Below are 21,816 nucleotides of genomic sequence, written 5' to 3' on the forward strand. Positions count from 1 at the left end.
GGACTCTCCTTCCTATTCTATAAAATTAGGATACTGCTTTGGAACTTCTTCATGATTCAGTATTCGTAAAGTACCTTCGTTTAAAGCCTCTAATTCATTCTCACCTGGATAGACAAGTACATCAGCAATCCAGTGGATTCGTTTTGATATTTCTTCCACGAATGTTTTACCATAGGCAAGCCCTCCGGTGAGCGCTATCGCATCTACTTTCCCTTCAAGAGCCGCACTCATACTCCCTATTTCTTTAGCGATCTGGTAAGCCATGGCTTCATAAACCAGTTTCGCTTTTCGATCACCGTGCTGGACCATCTTTTCTATTTCTCTAGCATCGTTTGTATCTAAGTAGGCCATTAACCCACCTTGCCCTACCAACTTTTTCATGACTTCATCTCTGTAGTATTGCCCTGAAAAACAAAGAGATACAAGATCCCCTGCGGGAACCGTTCCAGCCCTCTCCGGCGAAAAGGGCCCATCCCCATGAAGACCATTGTTAACGTCGACAACACGGCCGTTGGCATGAGCTCCCACAGTAATGCCACCCCCCATATGAGTGACAATCAAGCGGGTGTCTTTATAGGATTTCTCTAAATCTTTTGCAGCGCGCCGAGCTACTGCTTTCTGGTTTAAAGCGTGAAAAATACTTTTACGGGGAATTTCAGGAACCCCGGAGACTCTGGCTATATCCTGAAGCTCATCCACTACAACAGGATCAACAATATAAGCTCCAATATTTAGCCCCTTTGCTATTTCATTAGCTATAATTCCGCCCAGATTGGAAGCATGTTCACCATTGTAGCCGTTTTTCAAATCCTCAAGCATAGCTTCATTGACTTCGTAAGTGCCTCCTTCAATAGGCCGAAGCAAACCGCCTCTTCCACAAACAGCACTCAACTTACTGATATTAATTCCTTCTTGATCGAGTTCATTGAGAATGACCTGCTTCCTGAATTCGTACTGGTCAATAATTTTATTAAATTGATTGATTTCTTCCGGCTGATGCCTAATTGTCTTTTCAAAAATAGCGTCTTCATCATCAAAGACGCCGATCTTCGTCGATGTAGAGCCAGGATTAATTACTAGTATGCGATGATTTTGCAATGTCTTCGACCTCCATACCCGTACTTATTTCCTGCTTAAAATGTGGTGGCCGTTTTGAAGAAACTGGCTCCGAGAGCGACGCAGACGTTCAATGCGTTCCTCTGCCATGCGGTCGGCTGCTTTATAAGTAGGTATATTATCACGACGGGAGATTTCGAATACACGGGAGACATTATCATAAATAGTTTCTACTCGCTTCATAGCTCGCTCTTTATTGTAACCGTGGAGTTCATCAGCTACATTAATCACTCCGCCCGCATTAATAACGTAATCTGGAGTATAGACTACGCCTTTCTCGTGGAGAAGGTCACCATGGGAAGTATCTTTTAACTGGTTGTTAGCTGCTCCCGCAATGACTTTCGCTTTTAACTGAGGAATAGTTTCGTCATTAATGGTTGCGCCTAAAGCACAAGGAGCATATATATCACAGTCTACGCTATATATGTCTTCAGTCTCCACTGCTTCAGCACCGAATTCATCTACAGCACGCTGAACAGCTTCCTTATTAATATCGGTGACAATCAAATGCGCTCCTTCTTCGTGCAAGTGACGGCAAAGGGTGAAAGCAACGTTCCCTACCCCTTGTACAGCAACCGTTTTTCCTTCTAGAGAATCACTGCCAAAGCCTTCTTTTGCGGCTGCTTTCATCCCTCTGTATACACCATAAGCTGTCACTGGAGAAGGGTTTCCTGAGGAGCCGAATGCTGGAGATATACCTGTTACGTAATCCGTTTCTTCATGAATTAAATCCATATCCTGAACGGTTGTCCCTACGTCTTCAGCCGTAATGTATCGCCCATTCAAACCTTGTATAAAGCGGCCGAATGCCCGGAACATTTCTTCGTTCTTTTCTGTCTTGGGGTCTCCTATGATGACCGTTTTTCCTCCGCCAAGATTCAATCCAGCAGCTGCATTCTTATAAGTCATCCCTTTAGCTAATCGGAGAGCATCCTCAATTGCATCCTCTTCAGAGGCGTAGGTCCACATGCGTGTTCCGCCAAGTGCCGGCCCTAAAGTAGTATCATGGATGGCAATAATAGCTTTCAAACCAGATTGTTCATCCTGACAAAATAATAGTTGTTCGTAATCGTACTCTTTCATGTATTTAAAAATTTGCATTTTCAATTCCTCCTATTGTTTGCTGGACTGTAATGCCAGTGCTAGTGAATAAACCTTACTTTCTGCTGAATCAGCTCGTGAAGTCAATACAATGGGTGCTTTGGCTCCACTTATTACAGCAGCGACTTTGGCACCAGCGAAATACATAAACGACTTGTATAAGGCGTTGGCCACTTCTATAGTTGGCACCATTAGTATATCCGCTTGTCCTGCCACTTCTGACTGCACCCCTTTATGTTCAGCCGCTTGTTTATCAACCGCATTATCAAAAGCAAGCGGTCCATCCACAATACAACCACTAATCTGTCCCCGGCGGTTCATTTGAGTTAATATTGCAGCATCCTCAGTAGCTGGCATAGCCGGATTAACTACTTCTACAGCAGCAAGGACAGCAACCTTCGGTAAGTTCCATCCTGCTAAGCTCGCTACTTTTACGGCATTATTTATGATCTGAACCTTCTCTTCCAGGGTTGGGGCAATGTTCATTGCCGCATCAGTTAAGAATATTAAATTGTCCTGCCCCGGTACTTCAAAGAGGGCAACATGGGATAAGACCCCACCAGCTCTAAGGCCATATTGTTTATCTAATACCGCTTTAAGCAGTGTTTTAGTATCAACATTTCCTTTCATTACAACGTGAGCTTCTTGATTATGAACGGCTTTTACGGCTTCATGTGCAGCCTTTTCACGTGAACAATCCAGAAGGGTTATCCCTTCATCTTGCAAATCTATATTCATCTTTTCTGCAAGTTCTGTAATAGCCAGTTTATCTCCTGTAAGAAGAAACCTGCCAATTCCCAGTTCTCGTGTTTGCTTAACCGCTCTCAAGACTTCTTCATCTTCAGCCTGAGCTACTGCAACGGTTTTCAATTCTGCACGATTAACCTGGGCCACCATTTGATCTAAGGTTCTCATTCTGTCACCTCTTCTTATAAATAATGCAAGATTCGTGCCAACTCAATGGACCCCACATCTGCCTGTTCCGAAACTCATAACCGTGCAAAATCTTGCGTTTTATGCTTATTTTTGCATGCTATGTTTATCTAAATTGTATTTATCCAATTTATAATAGAAGTTTCGAATGGATATGCCAAGGGCTTTAGCGGTCTGTGTCTTATTAAAATCATGGGCCCGGAAAGCGTCCGCTAAGAGTCTTTTTTCATATTCATCCACGGCTTGCTGAAGTGTCTCCCCTAGCCACTGATTTCCTGATGTATTCGAACCGGAAGCTGTTGAAGTTTCTTTCGTAAGGTTCGGGATATGTTTAGGGAGTATTACATCTTCTAAATGATCCATATAAATCATGGCACGTCCAATAATATTTTCGAGCTCCCTTACGTTCCCGGGCCAATGGTAGGCAGTTAATTGCTGGAAAGCCTGCTTATCTATAGAAGTAACATGCCGGCCATAATCTTCATTCAGTTTTTGAATCAGGTGCTCAGCCAAGAGTTTTAAATCTTCTATCCTCTCTCTTAAAGGAGGGATGTAAATCGGAAGACGGTTTAAGCGGTAATAAAGATCTTCACGAAAAGATTTATTCATAATCGCTTTTTCCAAATTCATATTCGTAGCAGCAATTACACGTACATCTATGTGTACAGGCTTAGTGCCCCCTACTCTCAGAATTTCTTTCTCTTGTAAAACCCGAAGCAGTTTTGCCTGCATTGGCAGGGTTAATTCTCCGATTTCATCTAAGAAAATGCTGCCAGAGTTGGCCTCTTCAAACAGCCCTTTCTTTCCCCCGCGCTTAGCACCAGAAAAGGCTCCATCTTCATAGCCAAACAGTTCACTCTCTAATAAGCTTTCAGCTATAGAAGCGCAATTTACACGGATAAACTTATTATGGCGCCGTTCACTCTCATTATGAATGGCATGAGCAAAAAGTTCTTTACCAGTCCCAGATTCCCCTCGCAGCAAAACGGTAGCCGGAGTCCTGGCTCCTACTTTTGCCTGTTCCAATGCAAGCGTCATTTCTGAAGAATTACCGATAATGTCATCAAAAGTGTACTTTGCTTCAAGACTCCTAATAATCTGACGCGCTCTTCTGAGTTCGCTGGTTAAAGACTGGATTTCTGTCACATCATGTAGAACTCCGACACTGCCTTTTAATTTTCCATCTACAATGACCGGGGCTACATTTACTAATACATCCTTTTTGTGAGGACCCACCTTCATCCTCACTCCCCGAACTGGACGCCGGGTTTTAAGGACCTTCATATGCATACTTTCCCCTTCATATATGTCTACTGTGGCAGGCTTACCAACTATTTCATCTTCTGATAACCCTGTAATTCTAGAATAAGCAGGATTAACCATTAAACCGCTTCCATTTTCATCCACAACCGATATAGCTTCATCAGAAGATTGAATGATAGCTTCAAGCATAGTTTTTACTTCTTTTAAATCGGTAATTTCTTCTGCCAGATCTACTACTTCTGTAATGTCCTGAAAAACAGCATACGCCCCTATAACTTTACCGCCAGCGCCGATCATGGGAATCCTAGTCGTAATAACTTTTTTTCCATTTTCAAGGATCAGTTTCTGGTTCACTTCTTTTTCCCTTGATTTCAACAGCTGAGGAAGCCTTGAAGCCGGAATCACCCCCTGAATGGACCTGCCAATAATGGACTTTTTATCCATACCTAAGATCTGTTCCGCACTGCGGTTCACAAAAGAGACTTTGGCATCAGGTGCAATTACGATCATACCATCGTGAATGCTGTTTAATATAAGATGCTGGTTCTCAGTCTGGCGTTTCAATTCCTGGACGAGTGCTTCTTTTTCTTCGAGAAGCTCTGACGTAATATAAGCTACGGATCCTGGAATAACGACCGTTTTCTGATTTCTACGGGCTCTAATCTCTTCAAAAACCCCGTCATCTCCTGTAGCTTCAATTACTATATCTATATCTTTATGTATAAAATCCTGCCAGTGAGCACCTGTTGGTATATAAATGGCCTCTGCTAACCCAAGCCCCTCAGCATCCTTGTTAATATCTGTCACCGCTACAATTTTCATTCGATCTGTTTCATTCAGCAGTTTTAACAGGGCTGTTCCACCTTTGCCTGCTCCGACAATCAATACACGTTTCATTATTATCACACCCTGCAATAATTTGCGCATCTTTATCCTACCCTATTATGCATTTTTTAGCAAGGGGGATTGTATTCCCACATCATTCTGCATTTGGTATACTAGATAATGATTGTTAGAAAAGGAGATACTAATTATGCGCATAATTGCTTTACTGTTATTAGCTACTCCCGGAATCATTGCGGTTTATGGCATAAAATTAATGCGGGATGCATTATTTGGTGAATTTCACCCTATATTTTTTCACATAGCTTTACAAGGAGCTGCCGGCTTGCTTTTTTTCCTGGGAGGACTTGCCTTTATTGGTGGATTCATTCTTCACCGTGACAGGAAAAGAAACCTCACCAAAGGACGCTTTGACCAAAATCGTAGTTCGAAATGAAGGAGTTTTGCTCTGTGACAGAGTTTGAGTTATTTAAGAATCAATACCCTTTTGACTTGTTAGCAGAAGAGGAATTTGAAAACATATTCGGAAATGCTGTAGTGAAAGAGTACAGTACGAATGAATTTATTATTCATGAAGATCAATCAGATAATTCAATTGACATCCACTTCCTCACCTCCGGTCTCGCGAATAATATTATGCATCGTTCCAATGGAAAGCAGTTATCTGTCCGCTTTTATTATCCTGGGGATTTAATAGGGGTCATGATTCTCTTAACCAGCGGTGAAATGAGATTTTCTGTACAGGCTTTGGAACCTGTGAAAACCATCTGTTTTGAGCGAGAATCCTTTTTAAAAGTGATGTCTAATAATACACAATTTTCAAAAGTCGTCATGGATGGAATCAGCAATTTAATGAAGAGTCTCTATGATGAAGTGAAATACAAGAGTTCCACAACTGATGATCAGGATGACCGGGATCTCTATAAAAAGCGTGCCGACGCCTATATGGAACCACCGACATTTATACATCCTGAATCTTCCATTGAAAAGGCAGCGCGAATGTTACAACAACAGAAAATAGAAGCTTTAATTGTAAGTGATGATCAAAAAACAATGCTAGGGATGATAGGGTATGGAGAAATTCTTCGCGCCTATTTCGAAAACGACCACAATAATCCTGTGAAGGCCTATATGTCTCAGGAAGCATACGAAATCAATGAACAGGAGTTCATTTATGATGCTCTTAGTTACTTAAAACATCACCCAACTGAAATTATTCCAGTTCTTCATAAAGATAAGATTGTAGGAATCCTTCGTCAATCATCTTTCTTTACGATCAAGAACTCGGTGTATTTTGATCTTACCTATCGAATTTCGAATGCATCCACGATCCAGGAAATCATTGAACTTTCTCCAACCTATAACCAAAGATTCCAAAAATTCATCTCCAGCCTTATTGAGGATAATATGTTCGCCTATGATATCGCTGAGCTTATGACCAACTATAATGATCGTATCCATAAACAGGTTGTACAAATTGCTGAAGATGAAATGATTGCGGAAGGCCTTGGCGCCCCTCCTATCAACTATTGCTTTTTGGTCATGGGAAGTGAAGGACGGAAAGAGCAGGCATTTTCCACTGATCAGGACAACGGAATGATTTTAGCTGATTACAATCATTCGAAGCATCAACCAAGAATCAAAGCTTATTTTGAGCGTTTTACTACAAAAATTAATTATATGTTAAATGAATGCGGATTCCCTTATTGTAATGGTGGAATTATGGCAAAAGAAGAAAAATGGCGCAAACAGATGACAGAATGGCATACAAGTGTAGACACTTGGATAGAAAAAATGGATGCAGAAGAAATTCGTGACTTTACAATTTTCATGGATTTCCGGCCTATATTTGGGGATTATTCACTGGCTTACGAATTAAAAAAATATGTTACTAAAAGAGTTCAGAAATCATTAAGCCTTCATCAGCTTTTAATGAAAGACACACTTAGATTCCGAGTCCCTGTCCAGCCGTTTGGACGTATCTCAGGTGTAGGAAAAAAGAGGACTCTTAATTTGAAAAAGTCAGCTATTATGCAAATTGTTAATGCTGTACGAATCTATAGCATGAAATACGGCATTGAAAACATTAATACCGTGAGCCGTCTGAACGCATTAGCTGAACATGAACGCTTCCACCCTAGAGATGTCGAGAATGCTAAAACAGCTCTGCACCGTTTGATGCTGTTTCGTCTTAAAGAAAATCTTAAGCAGCTGGAAAATACAGAAGTTTTGTCCAATGATCTAAAACTCACCCAAATGAACAAAGAGGAGCGTCGCTCTCTGCGGGAAGCATTGATTATTGCGAAACGACTTCAGCAGGTACTAGAATTGAGTTACAATCGGAATAGGGTGATGTAATGCTGCCCGTGGACCTACAAATTTTAAAATATATTCTTTTTGAAAAACCCATTTACTATTATAAAATTAAACCTTATTTAAAGTGGAAGAGTTATGAAAACCTTCAACATCAGCTGCAAACGTACGAACCCGATTTCGAAATTGCGAAAAAAAATCTTAATAAAGTAGATTATACTATTTTCGATCTCGAGACCACTGGTTTTCTTCCTGAGATCGGTCACGAAATAATTTCTATTGGAGCTGTAAGGATTAATGGCCTTGATTCGTGTTACCGTAAGAAACTTCACCAGGTAATCCGTCCCATCAGACCTGTAAATAAGCAGATTTTGAGGTTAACGGGACTCACGAAAGAACGCCTTAAAAATTCAAGTCCTTTTATAGAAGGCTTCCAAAATTTCCTGGATTTTAGTGAAGGATCCATTTTGGTCGCTCACCCTGCGAAATTTGATATGAGGTTCCTGCAGGCCATGTTAAAAAGATGGAAGCTGCCAGCTTATCATCCACAGGTTCTTGATTCCCATTTAATGGCGCAATGGTTATTTCCTGACATCAAACATCAGCTCGATCCGCTGCTCAAACACCTCGGAATCGAAAAGCGTGAGCGTCATCATGCCTTAAACGATGCCATTATGACCTCTGAATTATTCTGTCACCTTATGCGCTTAACTATGAATGAGGGAATAAATACAGCCGAAGAATTACAAAACCAATTGCACAAAAAATAAAACGAAGCTGCTTAAAAAGCAGCTTCGTTTTATTAATTATTCAAAAAAATTCTTATAGAGAGCTTGCACAGCAGCTGTAAGCGATTCAGATTTAACTCCGAACATCATGGAAACTTCGGAGGAACCCTGGTTAATCATCTCTATATTAACCCCGGCATCCTTAAATGCTGTGGCAGCCTGACTGGCTAATCCTACAGCCTGATTCATACCTTCCCCAACTATCATAATCATGGCCATATCTCTCTCAATAAGAACCATATCAACATCCAATTCCTCTTTGATCCGCTTAACCACCACTTGTTCCTTCTCTTTAGGAAGCTGGTAATCCCTGAGGATCACAGACATATCGTCTATGCCGGAAGGAGCATGCTCAAATGAAACCTCTTCATCTTCTAATATCTGGAGCAAGCGGCGTCCGAACCCGATCTCTCTATTCATAAGAAATTTACTTACATAGATGTTCAGGAAGCCATGATCACTCGCTATCCCAACTACATGACCTTCCCGTTCCGGCTGTTCAGCTACGATCATAGTACCTGGAGCTTCAGGATTGTTCGTATTCTTTATGCAAACTGGTATCTTTTCTCTGAATGCAGGAATAAGAGCTTCATCATGAAATACAGAGAACCCAGCATAAGACAATTCACGCATTTCCCTATAGGTAAGGGAGGTCAACTGTTTTGGCTGGTCCACGATGTTTGGGTTCACACAATAAACAGAGTCAACATCTGTAAAATTCTCATAAAGATCAGCCTTTACCCCGGCAGCTACAATGGCCCCCGTTATATCTGAGCCTCCGCGGGAAAAGGTAACAAGCTGACCATTGGGAGTAAAACCAAAAAACCCTGGAATGACTAAGATTCCATCACGTTCTCTTAATTGATAAAGTCTCTCAAAACTCTCTTCATGGACTAAAGCGCCTCCTAATTGATTGCGAACGATTATCCCTGCATCCCTGGGATTGACATAAGATGCTTTTTGGTTCCTCGACGTTAAATAGGCACTTATTACTAACGCTGAGCCATCTTCTCCGCATGATTTCAAAGCGTCCATCCCATAAGGCACACCCTCTTTGATTAAGTTCATGGCTTCATCAATCTTAGATTGGACCGCCGTAAAAACTTCTTCACGCAGTCCGAGTTCGTTAACATTACTTCGAAACCGATTTAGCACTTGATCATAAACGTTTCTGTCAAAAGAAGAGCCATGTATAGAATCCCCAAGTTTAATGAGTAGATCAGTTACTTTCTCGTCTCCAGAAAATCTTTTACCTGGAGCAGAGACCACAATGACACTTCTTTCATTATCTGCTTCTATAATGTCAGTAATTTTTTTTATTTGTTCCGCATTAGATACAGAACTACCACCAAATTTTACTACTTTCATATGTAAACACCCCATCAATCCACAAAGTTACTAATAATTAAGAATTGTATCACAAATCAGTCGGGAAAATGAACCGAAATGATTTAAAAACATAAGTTACCATTTTATATTTTTAAAATGGAAGCAAATCCCATAGAAAATGATGTATAATAAGTGAAGGTTTATATATTTGTTACTTTTTGGAGAAGGAGGTCAGAATTTGATGGTATATAGAAGGGATGGTTTTGGTGGATCAAGATTTTACCCTGAAGATGGTGAAATTGAAATATTATGTACATTTGTTGAAACGGGGCATAGGTATGTAATCCTTCAATATTTAGAGCTGCCCTTTAGTTATCGACTAATAAAAAGACACGGGATTCATCTGCTGGATGATAAAGCTCATCTCTCCCTGATCCCCTATCTAAATGCCATAGATCAAGGGGTATATGATAATCCTATCCTTGCCCATGATATACATAAGCTTATGTCCTGAATAAAATAAATATCGATCTATGCTAAAACCTACCTAATTGTAACGGATTAAAAATAAATAAAAACCTTCTATTATCGGATGGGCGAAATTCACCCGATAATAGAAGGTTCAAGAAGGCATTATTTAGTTTCAGACTTTATTTTATGTGTTTTATCGTTACGAAGCCTTATGCTCTAAACGTAGACGATCAGCAACCATCGCAATGAATTCACTGTTTGTCGGCTTGGCCTTTGTATGCGAGATGGTGTACCCGAATAATGAAGATATAGCATCGATATTTCCACGATTCCACGCAACTTCGATCGCATGACGAATGGCACGCTCGACTCGTGAGGCTGTAGTATTGTATTTAGTAGCAATGTCGGGATAAAGGACTTTTGTAATGGATCCAAGGAGATCAAGATCACGATAAACCATCGAAATGGCTTCCCTTAAATATTGATAGCCTTTGATATGAGCTGGAACGCCCACTTCATGAATAATGTGAGTAATACTTGTATCAAGATCCGGCTTTTTAGACTTGGTTGAGGTGTAACTGCTGCCAAGAGCACGGTTAATTGGATCCCCAGCATGCTTGATTTGTCTAACCTGTTCCGCAAGGTGATCCAGGTCAAAAGGTTTCATCATAAAATAAGCAGCACCCAGTTCTACAGCTTTTTTAGTTACTTCTTCCTGACCAAAAGCCGTTAGCATAATGACTTCTGGCTGTTTATCAAATTCTTTCAGCTTTCCAAGTACAGCCAGTCCATCTAAGTGAGGCATAATAATATCCAGGATTAATACGTCAGGCTTCTTTTCTTCTACCATTTGCAGACAATCTTTACCATTATAGCTGGCATCGATTACATCAATATCATTTGTGTCTTCAAAATATTCCTGAAGAAGTTTGACTAACTCCCTATTATCATCCGCTAAACACACTCTTATTTTTTCCATTTACCTTCCTCCTTACAAAATTATCCCTCTTTTTGCTTGAATACATATATTCGACATAGAGGAAATCTATCCCTTTTCATTATAACAAATAATATTCAAAATTGGATGATATCTTCAAAATGCTTGAAAATACTTATAAAATCGCAATTATTCGACATATCTGAAGTTTTAATGTCGTTTTTTGTCGAATAAAAAAAGGGCTCACGAGGAGCACCTTTTTTAACTTGCTTTTTGTTGTTTATCATATATTTCGATACCGGCTTCTTGAAGCATCCACTCAATATGAACACCATACCCGCTAGTAGGATCATTAACGAACACATGAGTAACTGCACCAATAATTTTTCCATTTTGAATAATAGGACTTCCACTCATTCCCTGTACAATTCCCCCCGTTTTATCCAACAGTTTAGGGTCGGTAATTTTTACAATCATACCTTTTGTTACAGGGCTTTTCTTAGGCATATTGCTGACAATTTCTACATCAAACGTCTGCATTTTGTCTCCATCTAACACCGTAAGGATTTTTGCAGGTCCTTCTTCTACCTGCTCAGCATATCCGACAGGCAGACCATTTGGATAGGATTTATTATCCATCGAGCCATCTAATTCTCCAAAGATGCCGAAAGGTGTGTTCTTTGTAATCGTACCTAAACGGTCATCCTTTAAGGAAAATTCAGCCCGTTTTTCACCAGGAACGCCCTGACTTCCTTTTTCAATAGAAGTAACGTGAGAGCGTACAATGGTTCCTTCATGAATTTCAATAGGCTTTTTCGTATCCATATCTGAAATGACATGGCCTAAAGCTCCATATTTTTTACTATCTGGATGGTAAAACGTCATAGTTCCAATTCCAGCTGCAGAATCACGGATATATAATCCGATTTGATATTCTTTTTCCTGTTTGTTAAACGAAGGATTTAATGTCGCTGTCATGATCTCTTTATTTCTTTTTAACGTAAATTTTATGGCTTTTCCATCTTTCCCTGCCTCTTTTACCAGGGAGGATAGATCCTCCATACTATTGAGTTCCTCACCATTTCCTTTTAACAAAATATCCCCGACTTGAACACGGGCGTCTTCCCCTGGAGATGTTTTCTCATCCGCTTCTCCCGTTACAAGATGGTGTCCTACAACCAGGACTCCTTTTGTGTGTAATTCTACGCCTACCGATTGTCCACCAGGGATTAATCGGATATCCTTCATTTTTTTAATGTCCGTTTTCTTCAAAGGCACGCCGGCAAATTCATGAAAAACCTGACTATCATTTGTAGATGAAAATGCTGTCCAGGCTTCATTAGGATGACTTGAAACCGGTGCTGCCTCTATTTCAGCAGAAGTACTTACTTTTACTTCTGTTGGAATAGCAAGATATTTCTGAAGGGGGCTGAATAAAGGTAATATAAGCATCAACAGCAGGAGAACAGAACCACATATATGTTTACTTGTCAACTTATGATTCAAGGGTTCAACACTCCTTATTACTCCAGTACCAACTTTCTTGGCTTACTTATAATGTGGTCTTCAAGTCCACTTTTTAAACCAGTATAAACTGAGTAAATATAGTACCGATTCCCTTGGCATGAAACATTCTCCATGGTATAAATTAAAACATCAAGCTAATCCTATACTTGTAACCATTTAAAAAACGTATGGATTGATCCATACGTTTTAATTTCCCCAATATACGTTCATATCATTTATTTAATTTATGTTTATGTGCCATCTCCAACAATTCTCTTGCATGCTCGAGAGTTGTTTCCGTCAATTCAGCTCCTGTAATCATGCGAGATAACTCATCAGCTTTTTCCTGATGAGACAATTCCGAAACCCCTGTGTAAGTACGATCATTATCTACACGTTTTTCAATTCTTACGTGAGTATCTGCCATCGCAGCCACTTGAGGTAAATGAGAAATACAAAGGACCTGAGAGCCTTCTGATATTCCATAGATTTTTTCAGCTATAGCTTGAGCCACTCGGCCGCTTACTCCTGTATCTACTTCATCAAAGATGACGCTTGTTACTCCTTGATGTCTTGAGAATATGCGTTTTAGAGCAAGCATAATTCTAGACATTTCCCCTCCGGAAGCTACTTTATGTATTTCTCTTAGAGGTTCACCTGGATTAGTTGTAATCAAAAATTTAACATGATCAAAACCATTAGATTGCAAACGGACTGGTTTACCATCCAGGACAGGATCAGATTGTTTTCCTTCTTTTATAGAAATATCAACATCGAAAGCAGCTTTTTCCAAATATAAGTCCTTTAGCTCCTCATGAATATAACCAGCTAACAATTCTGAAACATGCTTCCGAATATCATGCAGATCCTTCGCTTCTAATACCGCGTCCTGCCCCAGTTCATTAATTTGACTTTCCATATTGGCAAGGCGTGAGTCTTTATTTTTAATCTCGTCTATCTCTTCCTCTATTCTGGATGCATATTCCAGCATCTCCTCGACGTCTGCACCATACTTCTTCTTTAATCGATTCAATTCATTCAATCTGGATTCAATTTGATTTAACCGTTCAGGATCAAATTCGAGGTTCTCCATTTGTGAACTTAATTGAAAGGTCAATTCCTCGATTAAGTAATACGAATTGGAAAGCTCTTCTGACATTTTAGCCAGACTGTCATCAAAATCACCTGTGCTTTCCAAAGAAGTCATCGCGTGACTTAACCAATCGAGACCTTTTTGCTCTCCATACAAAGAATAGTAAGCATCATGGATACCTTGATAAATCTTTTCATAATTATTTAATTTAGTTCGTTCTTCGCTTAATTCCTCATCTTCTTTCGGTTGAAGTTCCGCTTCTTGAAGTTCACGAAGCTGAAACTCTAAAAGGTCAAGTCGCTGAGCCATTTCTTGTTCATTTTCACTTAGTTCTTTATATCGATTCACCAACGTACGATATTTCTCATAAACATGGCGGTACTCCTGCATAGAAGACTTCAATTCCGAGGATGCAAATAAATCCAGAAGTTCAATATGTCTTTCTGGATCCATTAGCGATTGCGTCTCATGTTGACTATGGATATCAATCAGAGCCCGGCCAAATTCTTTTAGTATACCAAGAGTTACTAATTTACCGTTAACCCGGCAAATACTTTTCCCTTGATGAGTAATGGCACGATTAAGAACAACCATTCCATCTTCACTAATATCTACACCGAATTGTTCCGTCTTGCTATGAATAGGATGATCCGGTTCCACGGTAAATAAACCTTCAATTTCGGCTTTTTTTGCTCCATGACGTACAAACTCCACAGAGCCTCTTCCACCGGATAACAATTGGATGGCATCAATGATAATCGACTTACCAGCTCCCGTTTCACCCGTTAATACTGTCAAACCTTCCTTAAAAGTGATTGAAATATGATCGATGATTGCAAAGTCACGAATTGATAATTCAGTTAGCATGAAACGCTCCACCTCAGTTATAGCATATTTAGCAATTGTTCACTTATAGTTTCAGTTTGGTGCTCACTTCGGCAGATGATTAAACAAGTATCATCCCCGCAAATAGTACCCATTATTTCTTCCCACTCTAAATTATCTACAAGTGCTCCTACAGCATTGGCATTACCAGGGAGGGTTTTTAAAATGATAAAGTGGCCAGCTCGATCGATACTCACAAAAGCATCCATCATTAATCGCTTGAGCTTTTCAAACGGATTAAAACGTTGATCCGCCGGGAGGCTATATTTATAACGGCCATCCATCATAGGTACTTTCACAAGGTGGAGTTCCTTAATATCTCGAGAAACTGTCGCCTGTGTTACGTTATATCCCATACCCTTTAAACGATCCACCAGTTCATCTTGTGTTTCAATATCATCATTGGTAATCAACTCTCGTATCTTTATGTGACGCTGTCCCTTGTTCATGGTAATCCTCCGTTTCAAAAACCCTACAAAGTAAAAGGGCTAGTTAAAAGCCCTTCCAACCTGTTTATCCATTGTGCGCTTCATGTGCTCTTTTAACCACTTCATCCATCTCAGTCTGGTTTAGTTCCATTTTGGCCCCATCCAGACAAAGGTGTACTAAAAATTCTATATTTCCATCTCCTCCTGTTATAGGAGAAAAGGTTAATCCTTTTGAAGAAAACCCATGCTGTTTAGCGAATCCAAGAATGTTATGAATGACATCCGTATGAATCTTCGCATCTCTTACAATCCCTTTTTTACCTACCTGCTCCCGACCTGCTTCAAATTGGGGTTTAATGAGTGCGGCTACATCTCCACCACGGGTTAAAAGCTTGGCAAGTACAGGAAGGATAATACGCAGAGAAATAAACGATACATCGATAGACGCGAATTCAGGTGGTCCATAAGCTAAGTCTTCCAGCGTTACATAACGAAAGTTTGTCCGTTCCATCACTACGACTTGAGGGTGATTTCTCAAACCCCAGTCCAGCTGGTTATATCCAACATCTATGGCATAACTCATCTTGACCCCGTTTTTGAGACCGCAGTCAGTGAAACCACCCGTAGATGACCCAATGTCGACCATTATTTTATCCTTTACCTGAATATCAAATTCTTTTAGAGCTTTTTCAAGTTTAAGCCCGCCTCTGCTCACATAAGGAATAGCTTTCCCTTTAACCGTGATAGGAAGGTTCTCGTCTACTTTTACTCCGGGTTTATCCAACCGTTCTTGTTCAGAAAAAACCAGTCCAGCCATTATTGTGCGCTTAGCTTTTTCTCTGGTTTCAATATATCCTTTTTCCACTAATAAAACATCTAAACGAATTTTTCTTCCCATTAATTAAGCCCTCTGCTGTTTAGTTGGAATCATTTCTTTTAAATTTTCAATAATTTTTTCCTCTGTTAAGCCAATCTCTTCCCACAACTCCGGTACACTTCCATGTTCTATAAAGCGATCCGGAACTCCCATGCGTTTTATCCATTGAGACCGGTATCCTTCTTCCGCTGCAAATTCCAGGACACTGGAACCAAAGCCTCCTTGAAGAACCGCTTCTTCAATAGTTAGGACAGGGATCTCTTTTTTCATAAGATCATGAAGCATGGAATCATCCAGTGGTTTCATAAACCTTGCATTCACAACACAAATGGATAATCCTTCTTCTTCAAGCTTTTTACTTGCTTCTAAAGCCATTTTAATGGTGGTTCCAAACGTAAGAATAACTCCGTCTTTTCCATCTTTAAGAATTTCCCAGCTTCCAATCGGAATGGTGTGGAGTTCTTCATCGGTATCCACCCCTTCCGCATTGCCTCGAGGATAACGTATAGCAATAGGACCATCATCATATTTTACAGCCGTATGCACAAGGTGCTGAGCTTCATTTTCATCTTTAGGCATGGAAATTACCATATTGGGTACAGAGCGAAGGAACGATATATCAAACACACCCTGATGAGTTTCTCCATCAGCTCCAACAAGTCCAGCACGATCAATACCAAAAATCACATTAAGGTTTTGTCGGGCAACATCATGAATAACTTGATCATAGCCCCTTTGCAGGAAAGTTGAATAAATAGCCAGGAAGGGTTTCATGCCCTGAGTGGCTAAACCTGCCGATAACGTAGTAGCATGCTGTTCTGCAATACCTACATCATATAAGCGATCAGGAAATTCTTCACCGAATTTTTCAAGTTTAGATCCTAGAATCATAGCAGGGGTCACAGCAACAACGCGGTCATCGGTACGCGCTTCCCGGCGCAACGTTTCGCTGATTACAGAACTCCATGCCGGAGGAGCAGAAGATGGTTTAATCTTTTCTCCAGACTCGATCTTATAAGGTCCTACTCCGTGCCATTTATCTTTCACATCACTTTCAGCAGGGTGGTATCCCTTTCCTTTTTGAGTCATAACATGAACAATAACTGGACCCTCAGTTTTTTTTGCGTAGTTTAAGTTTTCCAATAAATCTTCGAAATCATGACCATCTACTGGCCCGTAGTAAGTAAAGCCAAGTTCCTCAAAGAACATTCCCGGAACCACGAAATATTTCATACTATCTTTTAGGCGCTCAGCTGCTTGAGCAATCCTTCCCCCTACTGCAGGAATCTTCTTCAGCAGCCATTCTAAATCATCTTTTGCACGGTTATACTTACCAGCACTTCTCATACGTCCAAGAGCTCCATGGAGAGCTCCAACATTCTTAGCTATGGACATTTCATTGTCATTTAGGATAACGGTTACACTCTTTTTCTCATGACCAATATGGTTCAGAGCTTCAAGTGCCATACCTCCTGTTAATGCACCATCTCCGATTACCGGAAGAATGGAATGGTTCTCATTCTTTAAATCACGCGCGATCGCCATACCCATAGCAGCGGATAAAGAGGTAGAACTGTGCCCTGTTTCCCAAATGTCATGTTCACTTTCAATTCTTTTTGGAAAACCACATAAACCTCTGTACTTTCGTAATGTACTGAATTGGTTTCCACGTCCTGTAAGGATTTTATGAATATAAGACTGATGGCCTACATCCCACAACAAACGATCCTGCGGGCTGGTATATACTTTATGCAGAGCAAGAGTAAGCTCTACTACACCCAAATTAGCACCTAAATGCCCACCGGTAGCAGCAAGATTGCCAATTAAAAACTGTCTCATATCCTCTGCCAGTTCTTCTAGTTGTTTTGTATTCATTTCCTTCAGGAGTGAAGGATTATCAATTTTACTCAGATCCATTAATGGACCCCCTTGTAATTATCTTGTTTTTTTATTGGTTGACGATGCGTTCGATAAAATCCTGATTTTTGTAGTTGACTCCAGCCACGCAATGACTCGTGCGGCAAAGAAGATGATTTTAGTTGAGGAATTAATGGCAAAGAATTTACCTAATGCTTTTCCGCCAACCGTAAGCGCTGCTACTACACTCGTTAAAATTACAGAAATTGTAATTTGCACTGTCGAACCATCGCTGTATCCTAATACGTTTGCCACTTGCAATACTACAATTGCTGATGCCGTCCCACTTACTATACCAGAAATATCTCCAATAACATCGTTACAAAAACTAGCAAATCTGTCAGCATTCCTAACGATAATAATGGCTTCTTTAGCGCCTGATACTTTTTCTGAAGCCATCGCATGGAAGGGCTTCTCATGAGCAGCTGTTGCTGCAATTCCTAACATATCAAATATAACACCTGTGAACACAATAATGAAAACGATAACAAGTCCAATAATCCACATAACTCCGCTTAAAACGGAGGATGATATAACTGAAAAAATAGCCGCTAACACGAATGTGATAACGGCAATACTTAAACTGAATTTTAAGGATTTTTTAAATTTATTGTCCATTCTCAACCTCTATATCCTTTAATTGACTTCATATGTAGCGAAAGGAATGGTCACGTAACAGGTAAAAATTGCGGCTTAGGTCTAGTAGGTTTTCCCAATCAAGCACCGAGTGTCACCACTCTGGCGGTTCCCCTTTAAGCTCAACTCAGCTCCGTTTCCGAAAGCTGGACTAGATTGCCACTTAGTCCGCACTATAATTCCTGTTACATGTACTAAATAGAACAGCCTAGGGGATTTCCCCGACAGCCTTTAACCGTTCCTTAGCCTCTTTTGCAGTTCTGATTTCATACAGCTTACACATCATATCTTCAGTGGCCATCCGAAGAAAATGATATTCATTAACTTTAATCCCCTCAGAACCACTCAAGGCAGGCTACGCTGCGCATATAGATATTACTCCATATACTGCAGGTTCATACCCCATTCCATAAGGATCCCTGGCTCAGGGATCCTTACAGAGATGGGCCTCCGCGGAAGCAGGGTCAACGCCCACATGCCTTTGTGGATCGCCCTGCAACCTTAACTCCCAGCATCGACCCAAGGCTGGGCGCCTCAAGCCAACACAAGGAACTTCATCGATATGCCCTTTGGCGGATTTTTAGGCCCGCCTTCAGGAACGGAGGGCCGACTAGAATACTGCACCATTCCTCACTAACTTTAATATATCATATTCTAAATCCTTGCTCAATCTAAACGTTTTTAATGATCACGGTTGCTTAAATAGTGGATAAGTTCTGAAAGAATCGTATGGTTTACGCCTGCCTTTTGAAGTGCCCCCTGTGCCATTTCTACGTACGATTCCATTTGCTCACGTGCTCCATCCAAACCCAGCAATTGAGGATAAGTACTCTTCCTATTACCCTCATCACTTCCTACAGGTTTACCAATTTTCTCAGCATCTCCAGTCACGTCTAAAATATCGTCCTGAATTTGGAAAATCAGCCCAAGGGCTTCTCCCATTTTCTTCATTTCATCAAATTTCTCATTCGAAGCATTACCAAGAAAGGCACCAGCAATAATAGCAAAATTTAACAACTTACCAGTCTTTTTCTTGTGTATGTTTTCAAGCTCTTCAAGTGGAATTTGCTTATCTTCGCTCAGCATATCCTGCATTTGTCCTTCAACCATGCCTGATGCACCGCTCGCTCTGGATAATTCCTGTATTAAAAAAACCCTTTCCCGATCATTAAGCTCTTGATCATTCACAATAATTTCTGAGCTTAAGGTGAGGAGTGCATCTCCAGCAAGAATAGCTGTTGCCTCATCAAAACGACGGTGGCTTGTTGGCAGACCTCTCCTGAAATCATCATTGTCCATCGCAGGGAGATCGTCATGAATCAGAGAATAGGTGTGGATCATTTCGAGTCCACAGGCTACCGCCATGGTTTTATCGACTTTTGCACCAAACGCCTCCGCTGTAGCTATTAATAGTATAGGCCGTAATCTTTTACCCCCCGCTTCAATGGAGTAAAGCATAGCGTCCTGAAGACGGCCAGGTACGGTATAATCCCTTACATAATGTATTAATTGCTCATTGATCAGCTGACGTTTCTCTAACAGATAATCGGATAAAATCACAGTCATTCTTCTTCCTGAATAGAGAATGATTCAAATTCGCCGTGTTCGTTCAGGATCTGCTGCATCTGTTTTTCTACATTTCCTAATTTTTCACTGCAGATTTTAGAAAGCTTCATTCCTTCTTGATAATACTGGATGGCTTTTTCTAGCGGCACTTCTCCCGTTTCCAATTTTTCCACCAGATCTTCAAGCTGCTTCATTGCTTCCTCAAAACTCAACTGATCTTCTTTTTGGGTCATTCTTCATCCTCCTCTACGTCCAACACTTCACAATTAATGGTGCCATCATGAACTTTCAAAGCTAACTTTGATCCTTCTTTTACATGACCGAGTTCTTTAACTACATTTCCGTCTTCTTTAAAAGGGATAGCATATCCTCGTTTCATAATCTCAAGCGGGTTAAGCAATGTTAATTTATCAAGATGATTATGAAACTGATCTTTTTTTGAATTTAGGGTTTCTTGAAAACGAAGCTGTAGTTGCCTGGTCTCTTTATTCAACCGGTCCTTAGTTTCGTTAATTTGAGTACCTGGCCCCTGCTGCTTTAATCGATTTCGAATATTTTTCCACTTTTCAGTTTGCTGTGAGTGGATCAGCTTCATCTGCATGGCATGTCTTTCCATTATTCGATCCAGGTCCTGTTCTTTTTGACGGAGTAGCTGTTCCGGATATTTAAAAGCATAAGACTTTTGTAAACGATTCAGTTTTTGTCTGTCTTCCACTGATCTGGATTCCATGAAACGCATGAGGCGGTGCTTCAATGAACGGATATGTTCCTGCAATTCTACCATAGAAGGGACCGCAAGCTCTGCTGCCCCAGTAGGTGTAGCTGCTCTGAGATCCGCTGCAAAATCACTGATCGTGGTATCCGTTTCATGTCCTACAGCGGAGATAACAGGAATAGAAGAATTAGCAATAGCTCTCGCGACTATTTCTTCATTAAAACCCCATAGATCTTCAATCGATCCCCCTCCACGTCCAACAATTAAAACATCGCAATCAAGGTTACGATTAGCGTATTGAATGGCATTAGCTATCGATGAGGCGGCTCTCTCCCCTTGAACGAGGACTGGCAGGATGGAAACGGGGACCACAGGATACCTGCGTTTAATGGTCGATAATATATCTCTAACAGCTGCGCCTGTAGGCGAGGTAATAACCCCAATATGGTTTGGATAGGCAGGGATATTTTTTTTGCGTTCAATTGCAAAGAGACCTTCCCGCTCAAGCTTCTCCTTTAATTGCTCAAATGCTAAGTACAGCGCTCCAATTCCATCAGGCTGCATTTCTTTAATATAAAGTTGATATTGTCCCATAGGTTCATAAACGTTAATTTCACCCTTTACGAGAACGTTCATTCCATTTTCAGGGTTAAACTTTAGTTCACGATTGTTCCCTGCAAACATAACAGCTTGAATTCTTGCAGCATTGTCTTTTAAAGATAAGTACATATGTCCCCGGCTATGGTGTTTGAAATTTGAGATTTCTCCCCTGAGCCAGACGGTCTTTAAATGTGGATCTCCCGAAAGTTTACGCTTAATGTATTTAGTAAGTGCCGTAACCGTAAGATATTGGTCGTTCACACAAAAGTCCCCTTACTGATTATTGTGGATTCTTTTTGCAGCTTTAATCGTGTTGTGCAGGAGCATAGTAATAGTCATAGGTCCTACACCTTTAGGGACGGGAGTAATGTAAGAGGCTTTCTGGCTAGCAGATTCAAACTGAACATCCCCAGTCAATTTCCCCTCTACACGGTTTACCCCTACATCAATCACGACTACACCTTCGCTAATATCCTCGGCTGAAATCAAACCTGGTTTT

General features: G+C 40.6%; 19 protein-coding genes and 1 pseudogene. 4 read left to right on the forward strand and 16 right to left on the reverse strand.

What is annotated here, in order from left to right; all coding sequences use genetic code 11:
• Positions 1-12 precede the first annotated feature (12 nt).
• From buk to WAM07_RS16435, 4 genes are all read right to left on the reverse strand, one after another.
• Complete coding sequence (buk, locus tag WAM07_RS16420) at positions 13-1,098, reverse strand: butyrate kinase (RefSeq protein WP_422168493.1); 1,086 nt, start codon at positions 1,096-1,098, stop codon at positions 13-15.
• Between the two features lie 24 nt (positions 1,099-1,122).
• Positions 1,123-2,217 carry a branched-chain amino acid dehydrogenase gene (gene bcd, locus WAM07_RS16425; protein WP_224892731.1) on the reverse strand — a complete coding sequence of 365 codons (1,095 nt, stop codon included), beginning with the start codon at positions 2,215-2,217 and terminating at the stop codon, positions 1,123-1,125.
• A gap of 12 nt (positions 2,218-2,229) precedes the next feature.
• Positions 2,230-3,132: a phosphate butyryltransferase gene (gene yqiS / locus WAM07_RS16430; RefSeq protein WP_422168494.1), complete on the reverse strand. Its 903-nt coding sequence runs from the start codon at positions 3,130-3,132 to the stop codon at positions 2,230-2,232.
• Between the two features lie 105 nt (positions 3,133-3,237).
• Positions 3,238-5,310 (reverse strand): sigma 54-interacting transcriptional regulator, encoded by a 2,073-nt coding sequence (locus tag WAM07_RS16435; protein ID WP_422168495.1) that lies wholly within the window; start codon positions 5,308-5,310, stop codon positions 3,238-3,240.
• A gap of 136 nt (positions 5,311-5,446) precedes the next feature.
• On the opposite strand from WAM07_RS16435, the gene WAM07_RS16440 reads away from it, so the two are divergent.
• From WAM07_RS16440 to WAM07_RS16450, 3 genes are read left to right on the forward strand one after another with little or no spacing between them, the layout of a single operon-like run.
• A complete protein-coding gene (locus tag WAM07_RS16440) occupies positions 5,447-5,692 on the forward strand; it encodes a DUF2627 domain-containing protein (RefSeq protein ID WP_014643695.1) in 246 nt (81 codons plus the stop codon).
• Between the two features lie 14 nt (positions 5,693-5,706).
• Positions 5,707-7,614 (forward strand): DUF294 nucleotidyltransferase-like domain-containing protein, encoded by a 1,908-nt coding sequence (locus WAM07_RS16445; RefSeq protein WP_422168496.1) that lies wholly within the window; start codon positions 5,707-5,709, stop codon positions 7,612-7,614.
• Positions 7,614-8,339, forward strand: coding sequence for a PolC-type DNA polymerase III (locus tag WAM07_RS16450; protein ID WP_422168497.1), 726 nt, complete (start codon positions 7,614-7,616; stop codon positions 8,337-8,339). Before WAM07_RS16445 ends, WAM07_RS16450 begins: the two co-directional genes overlap by 1 nt.
• Positions 8,340-8,375: 36 nt before the next feature.
• Here the strand turns inward: WAM07_RS16450 and WAM07_RS16455 are convergent, their stop codons facing one another.
• The gene (locus WAM07_RS16455; protein ID WP_422168498.1) at positions 8,376-9,725 is read right to left on the reverse strand and encodes an aspartate kinase; all 1,350 of its coding nucleotides are present in this window, start codon (positions 9,723-9,725) and stop codon (positions 8,376-8,378) included.
• A gap of 199 nt (positions 9,726-9,924) precedes the next feature.
• Between WAM07_RS16455 and WAM07_RS16460 the strand changes: the two genes are divergently transcribed.
• Positions 9,925-10,200 (forward strand): hypothetical protein, encoded by a 276-nt coding sequence (locus WAM07_RS16460; protein ID WP_422168499.1) that lies wholly within the window; start codon positions 9,925-9,927, stop codon positions 10,198-10,200.
• A 156-nt stretch (positions 10,201-10,356) separates the two neighbouring features.
• Here WAM07_RS16460 and spo0A read toward each other — a convergent pair whose 3' ends face one another.
• The 11 genes and pseudogenes from spo0A to WAM07_RS16515 form a co-directional block, all read right to left on the reverse strand.
• Complete coding sequence (gene spo0A, locus WAM07_RS16465; RefSeq protein WP_422168500.1) at positions 10,357-11,136, reverse strand: sporulation transcription factor Spo0A; 780 nt, start codon at positions 11,134-11,136, stop codon at positions 10,357-10,359.
• A gap of 219 nt (positions 11,137-11,355) precedes the next feature.
• Positions 11,356-12,600: a SpoIVB peptidase gene (spoIVB, locus tag WAM07_RS16470; protein WP_422168501.1), complete on the reverse strand. Its 1,245-nt coding sequence runs from the start codon at positions 12,598-12,600 to the stop codon at positions 11,356-11,358.
• Between the two features lie 232 nt (positions 12,601-12,832).
• Positions 12,833-14,560, reverse strand: a complete 1,728-nt coding sequence (gene recN, locus WAM07_RS16475; protein WP_422168502.1) for a DNA repair protein RecN — start codon at positions 14,558-14,560, stop codon at positions 12,833-12,835.
• Between the two features lie 17 nt (positions 14,561-14,577).
• Positions 14,578-15,027 carry a transcriptional regulator AhrC/ArgR gene (gene ahrC, locus WAM07_RS16480; protein ID WP_014643702.1) on the reverse strand — a complete coding sequence of 150 codons (450 nt, stop codon included), beginning with the start codon at positions 15,025-15,027 and terminating at the stop codon, positions 14,578-14,580.
• 64 nt (positions 15,028-15,091) lie between these two features.
• Positions 15,092-15,904 (reverse strand): TlyA family RNA methyltransferase, encoded by an 813-nt coding sequence (locus WAM07_RS16485; protein WP_422168503.1) that lies wholly within the window; start codon positions 15,902-15,904, stop codon positions 15,092-15,094.
• Positions 15,905-15,907: 3 nt separating this feature from the next.
• Entirely contained in the window at positions 15,908-17,800 is a 1,893-nt protein-coding gene (dxs, locus tag WAM07_RS16490; RefSeq protein WP_422168504.1) for a 1-deoxy-D-xylulose-5-phosphate synthase, read from the reverse strand.
• A gap of 18 nt (positions 17,801-17,818) precedes the next feature.
• Positions 17,819-18,418, reverse strand: a complete 600-nt coding sequence (locus WAM07_RS16495) for a hypothetical protein (RefSeq protein WP_422168505.1) — start codon at positions 18,416-18,418, stop codon at positions 17,819-17,821.
• Between the two features lie 699 nt (positions 18,419-19,117).
• Positions 19,118-20,002, reverse strand: a complete 885-nt coding sequence (locus WAM07_RS16500; RefSeq protein WP_422168506.1) for a polyprenyl synthetase family protein — start codon at positions 20,000-20,002, stop codon at positions 19,118-19,120.
• Positions 19,999-20,235, reverse strand: coding sequence for an exodeoxyribonuclease VII small subunit (locus WAM07_RS16505; RefSeq protein ID WP_014643708.1), 237 nt, complete (start codon positions 20,233-20,235; stop codon positions 19,999-20,001). Before WAM07_RS16505 ends, WAM07_RS16500 begins: the two co-directional genes overlap by 4 nt.
• Positions 20,232-21,578: an exodeoxyribonuclease VII large subunit gene (gene xseA / locus WAM07_RS16510; protein ID WP_422168507.1), complete on the reverse strand. Its 1,347-nt coding sequence runs from the start codon at positions 21,576-21,578 to the stop codon at positions 20,232-20,234. Before xseA ends, WAM07_RS16505 begins: the two co-directional genes overlap by 4 nt.
• Before the next feature lie 12 nt (positions 21,579-21,590).
• Positions 21,591-21,816, reverse strand: a pseudogene (locus WAM07_RS16515) (bifunctional methylenetetrahydrofolate dehydrogenase/methenyltetrahydrofolate cyclohydrolase); the annotation flags it as partial.

Source organism: Halobacillus sp. (assembly GCF_049282395.1).
Taxonomy (GTDB): domain Bacteria; phylum Bacillota; class Bacilli; order Bacillales; family Halobacillaceae; genus Halobacillus.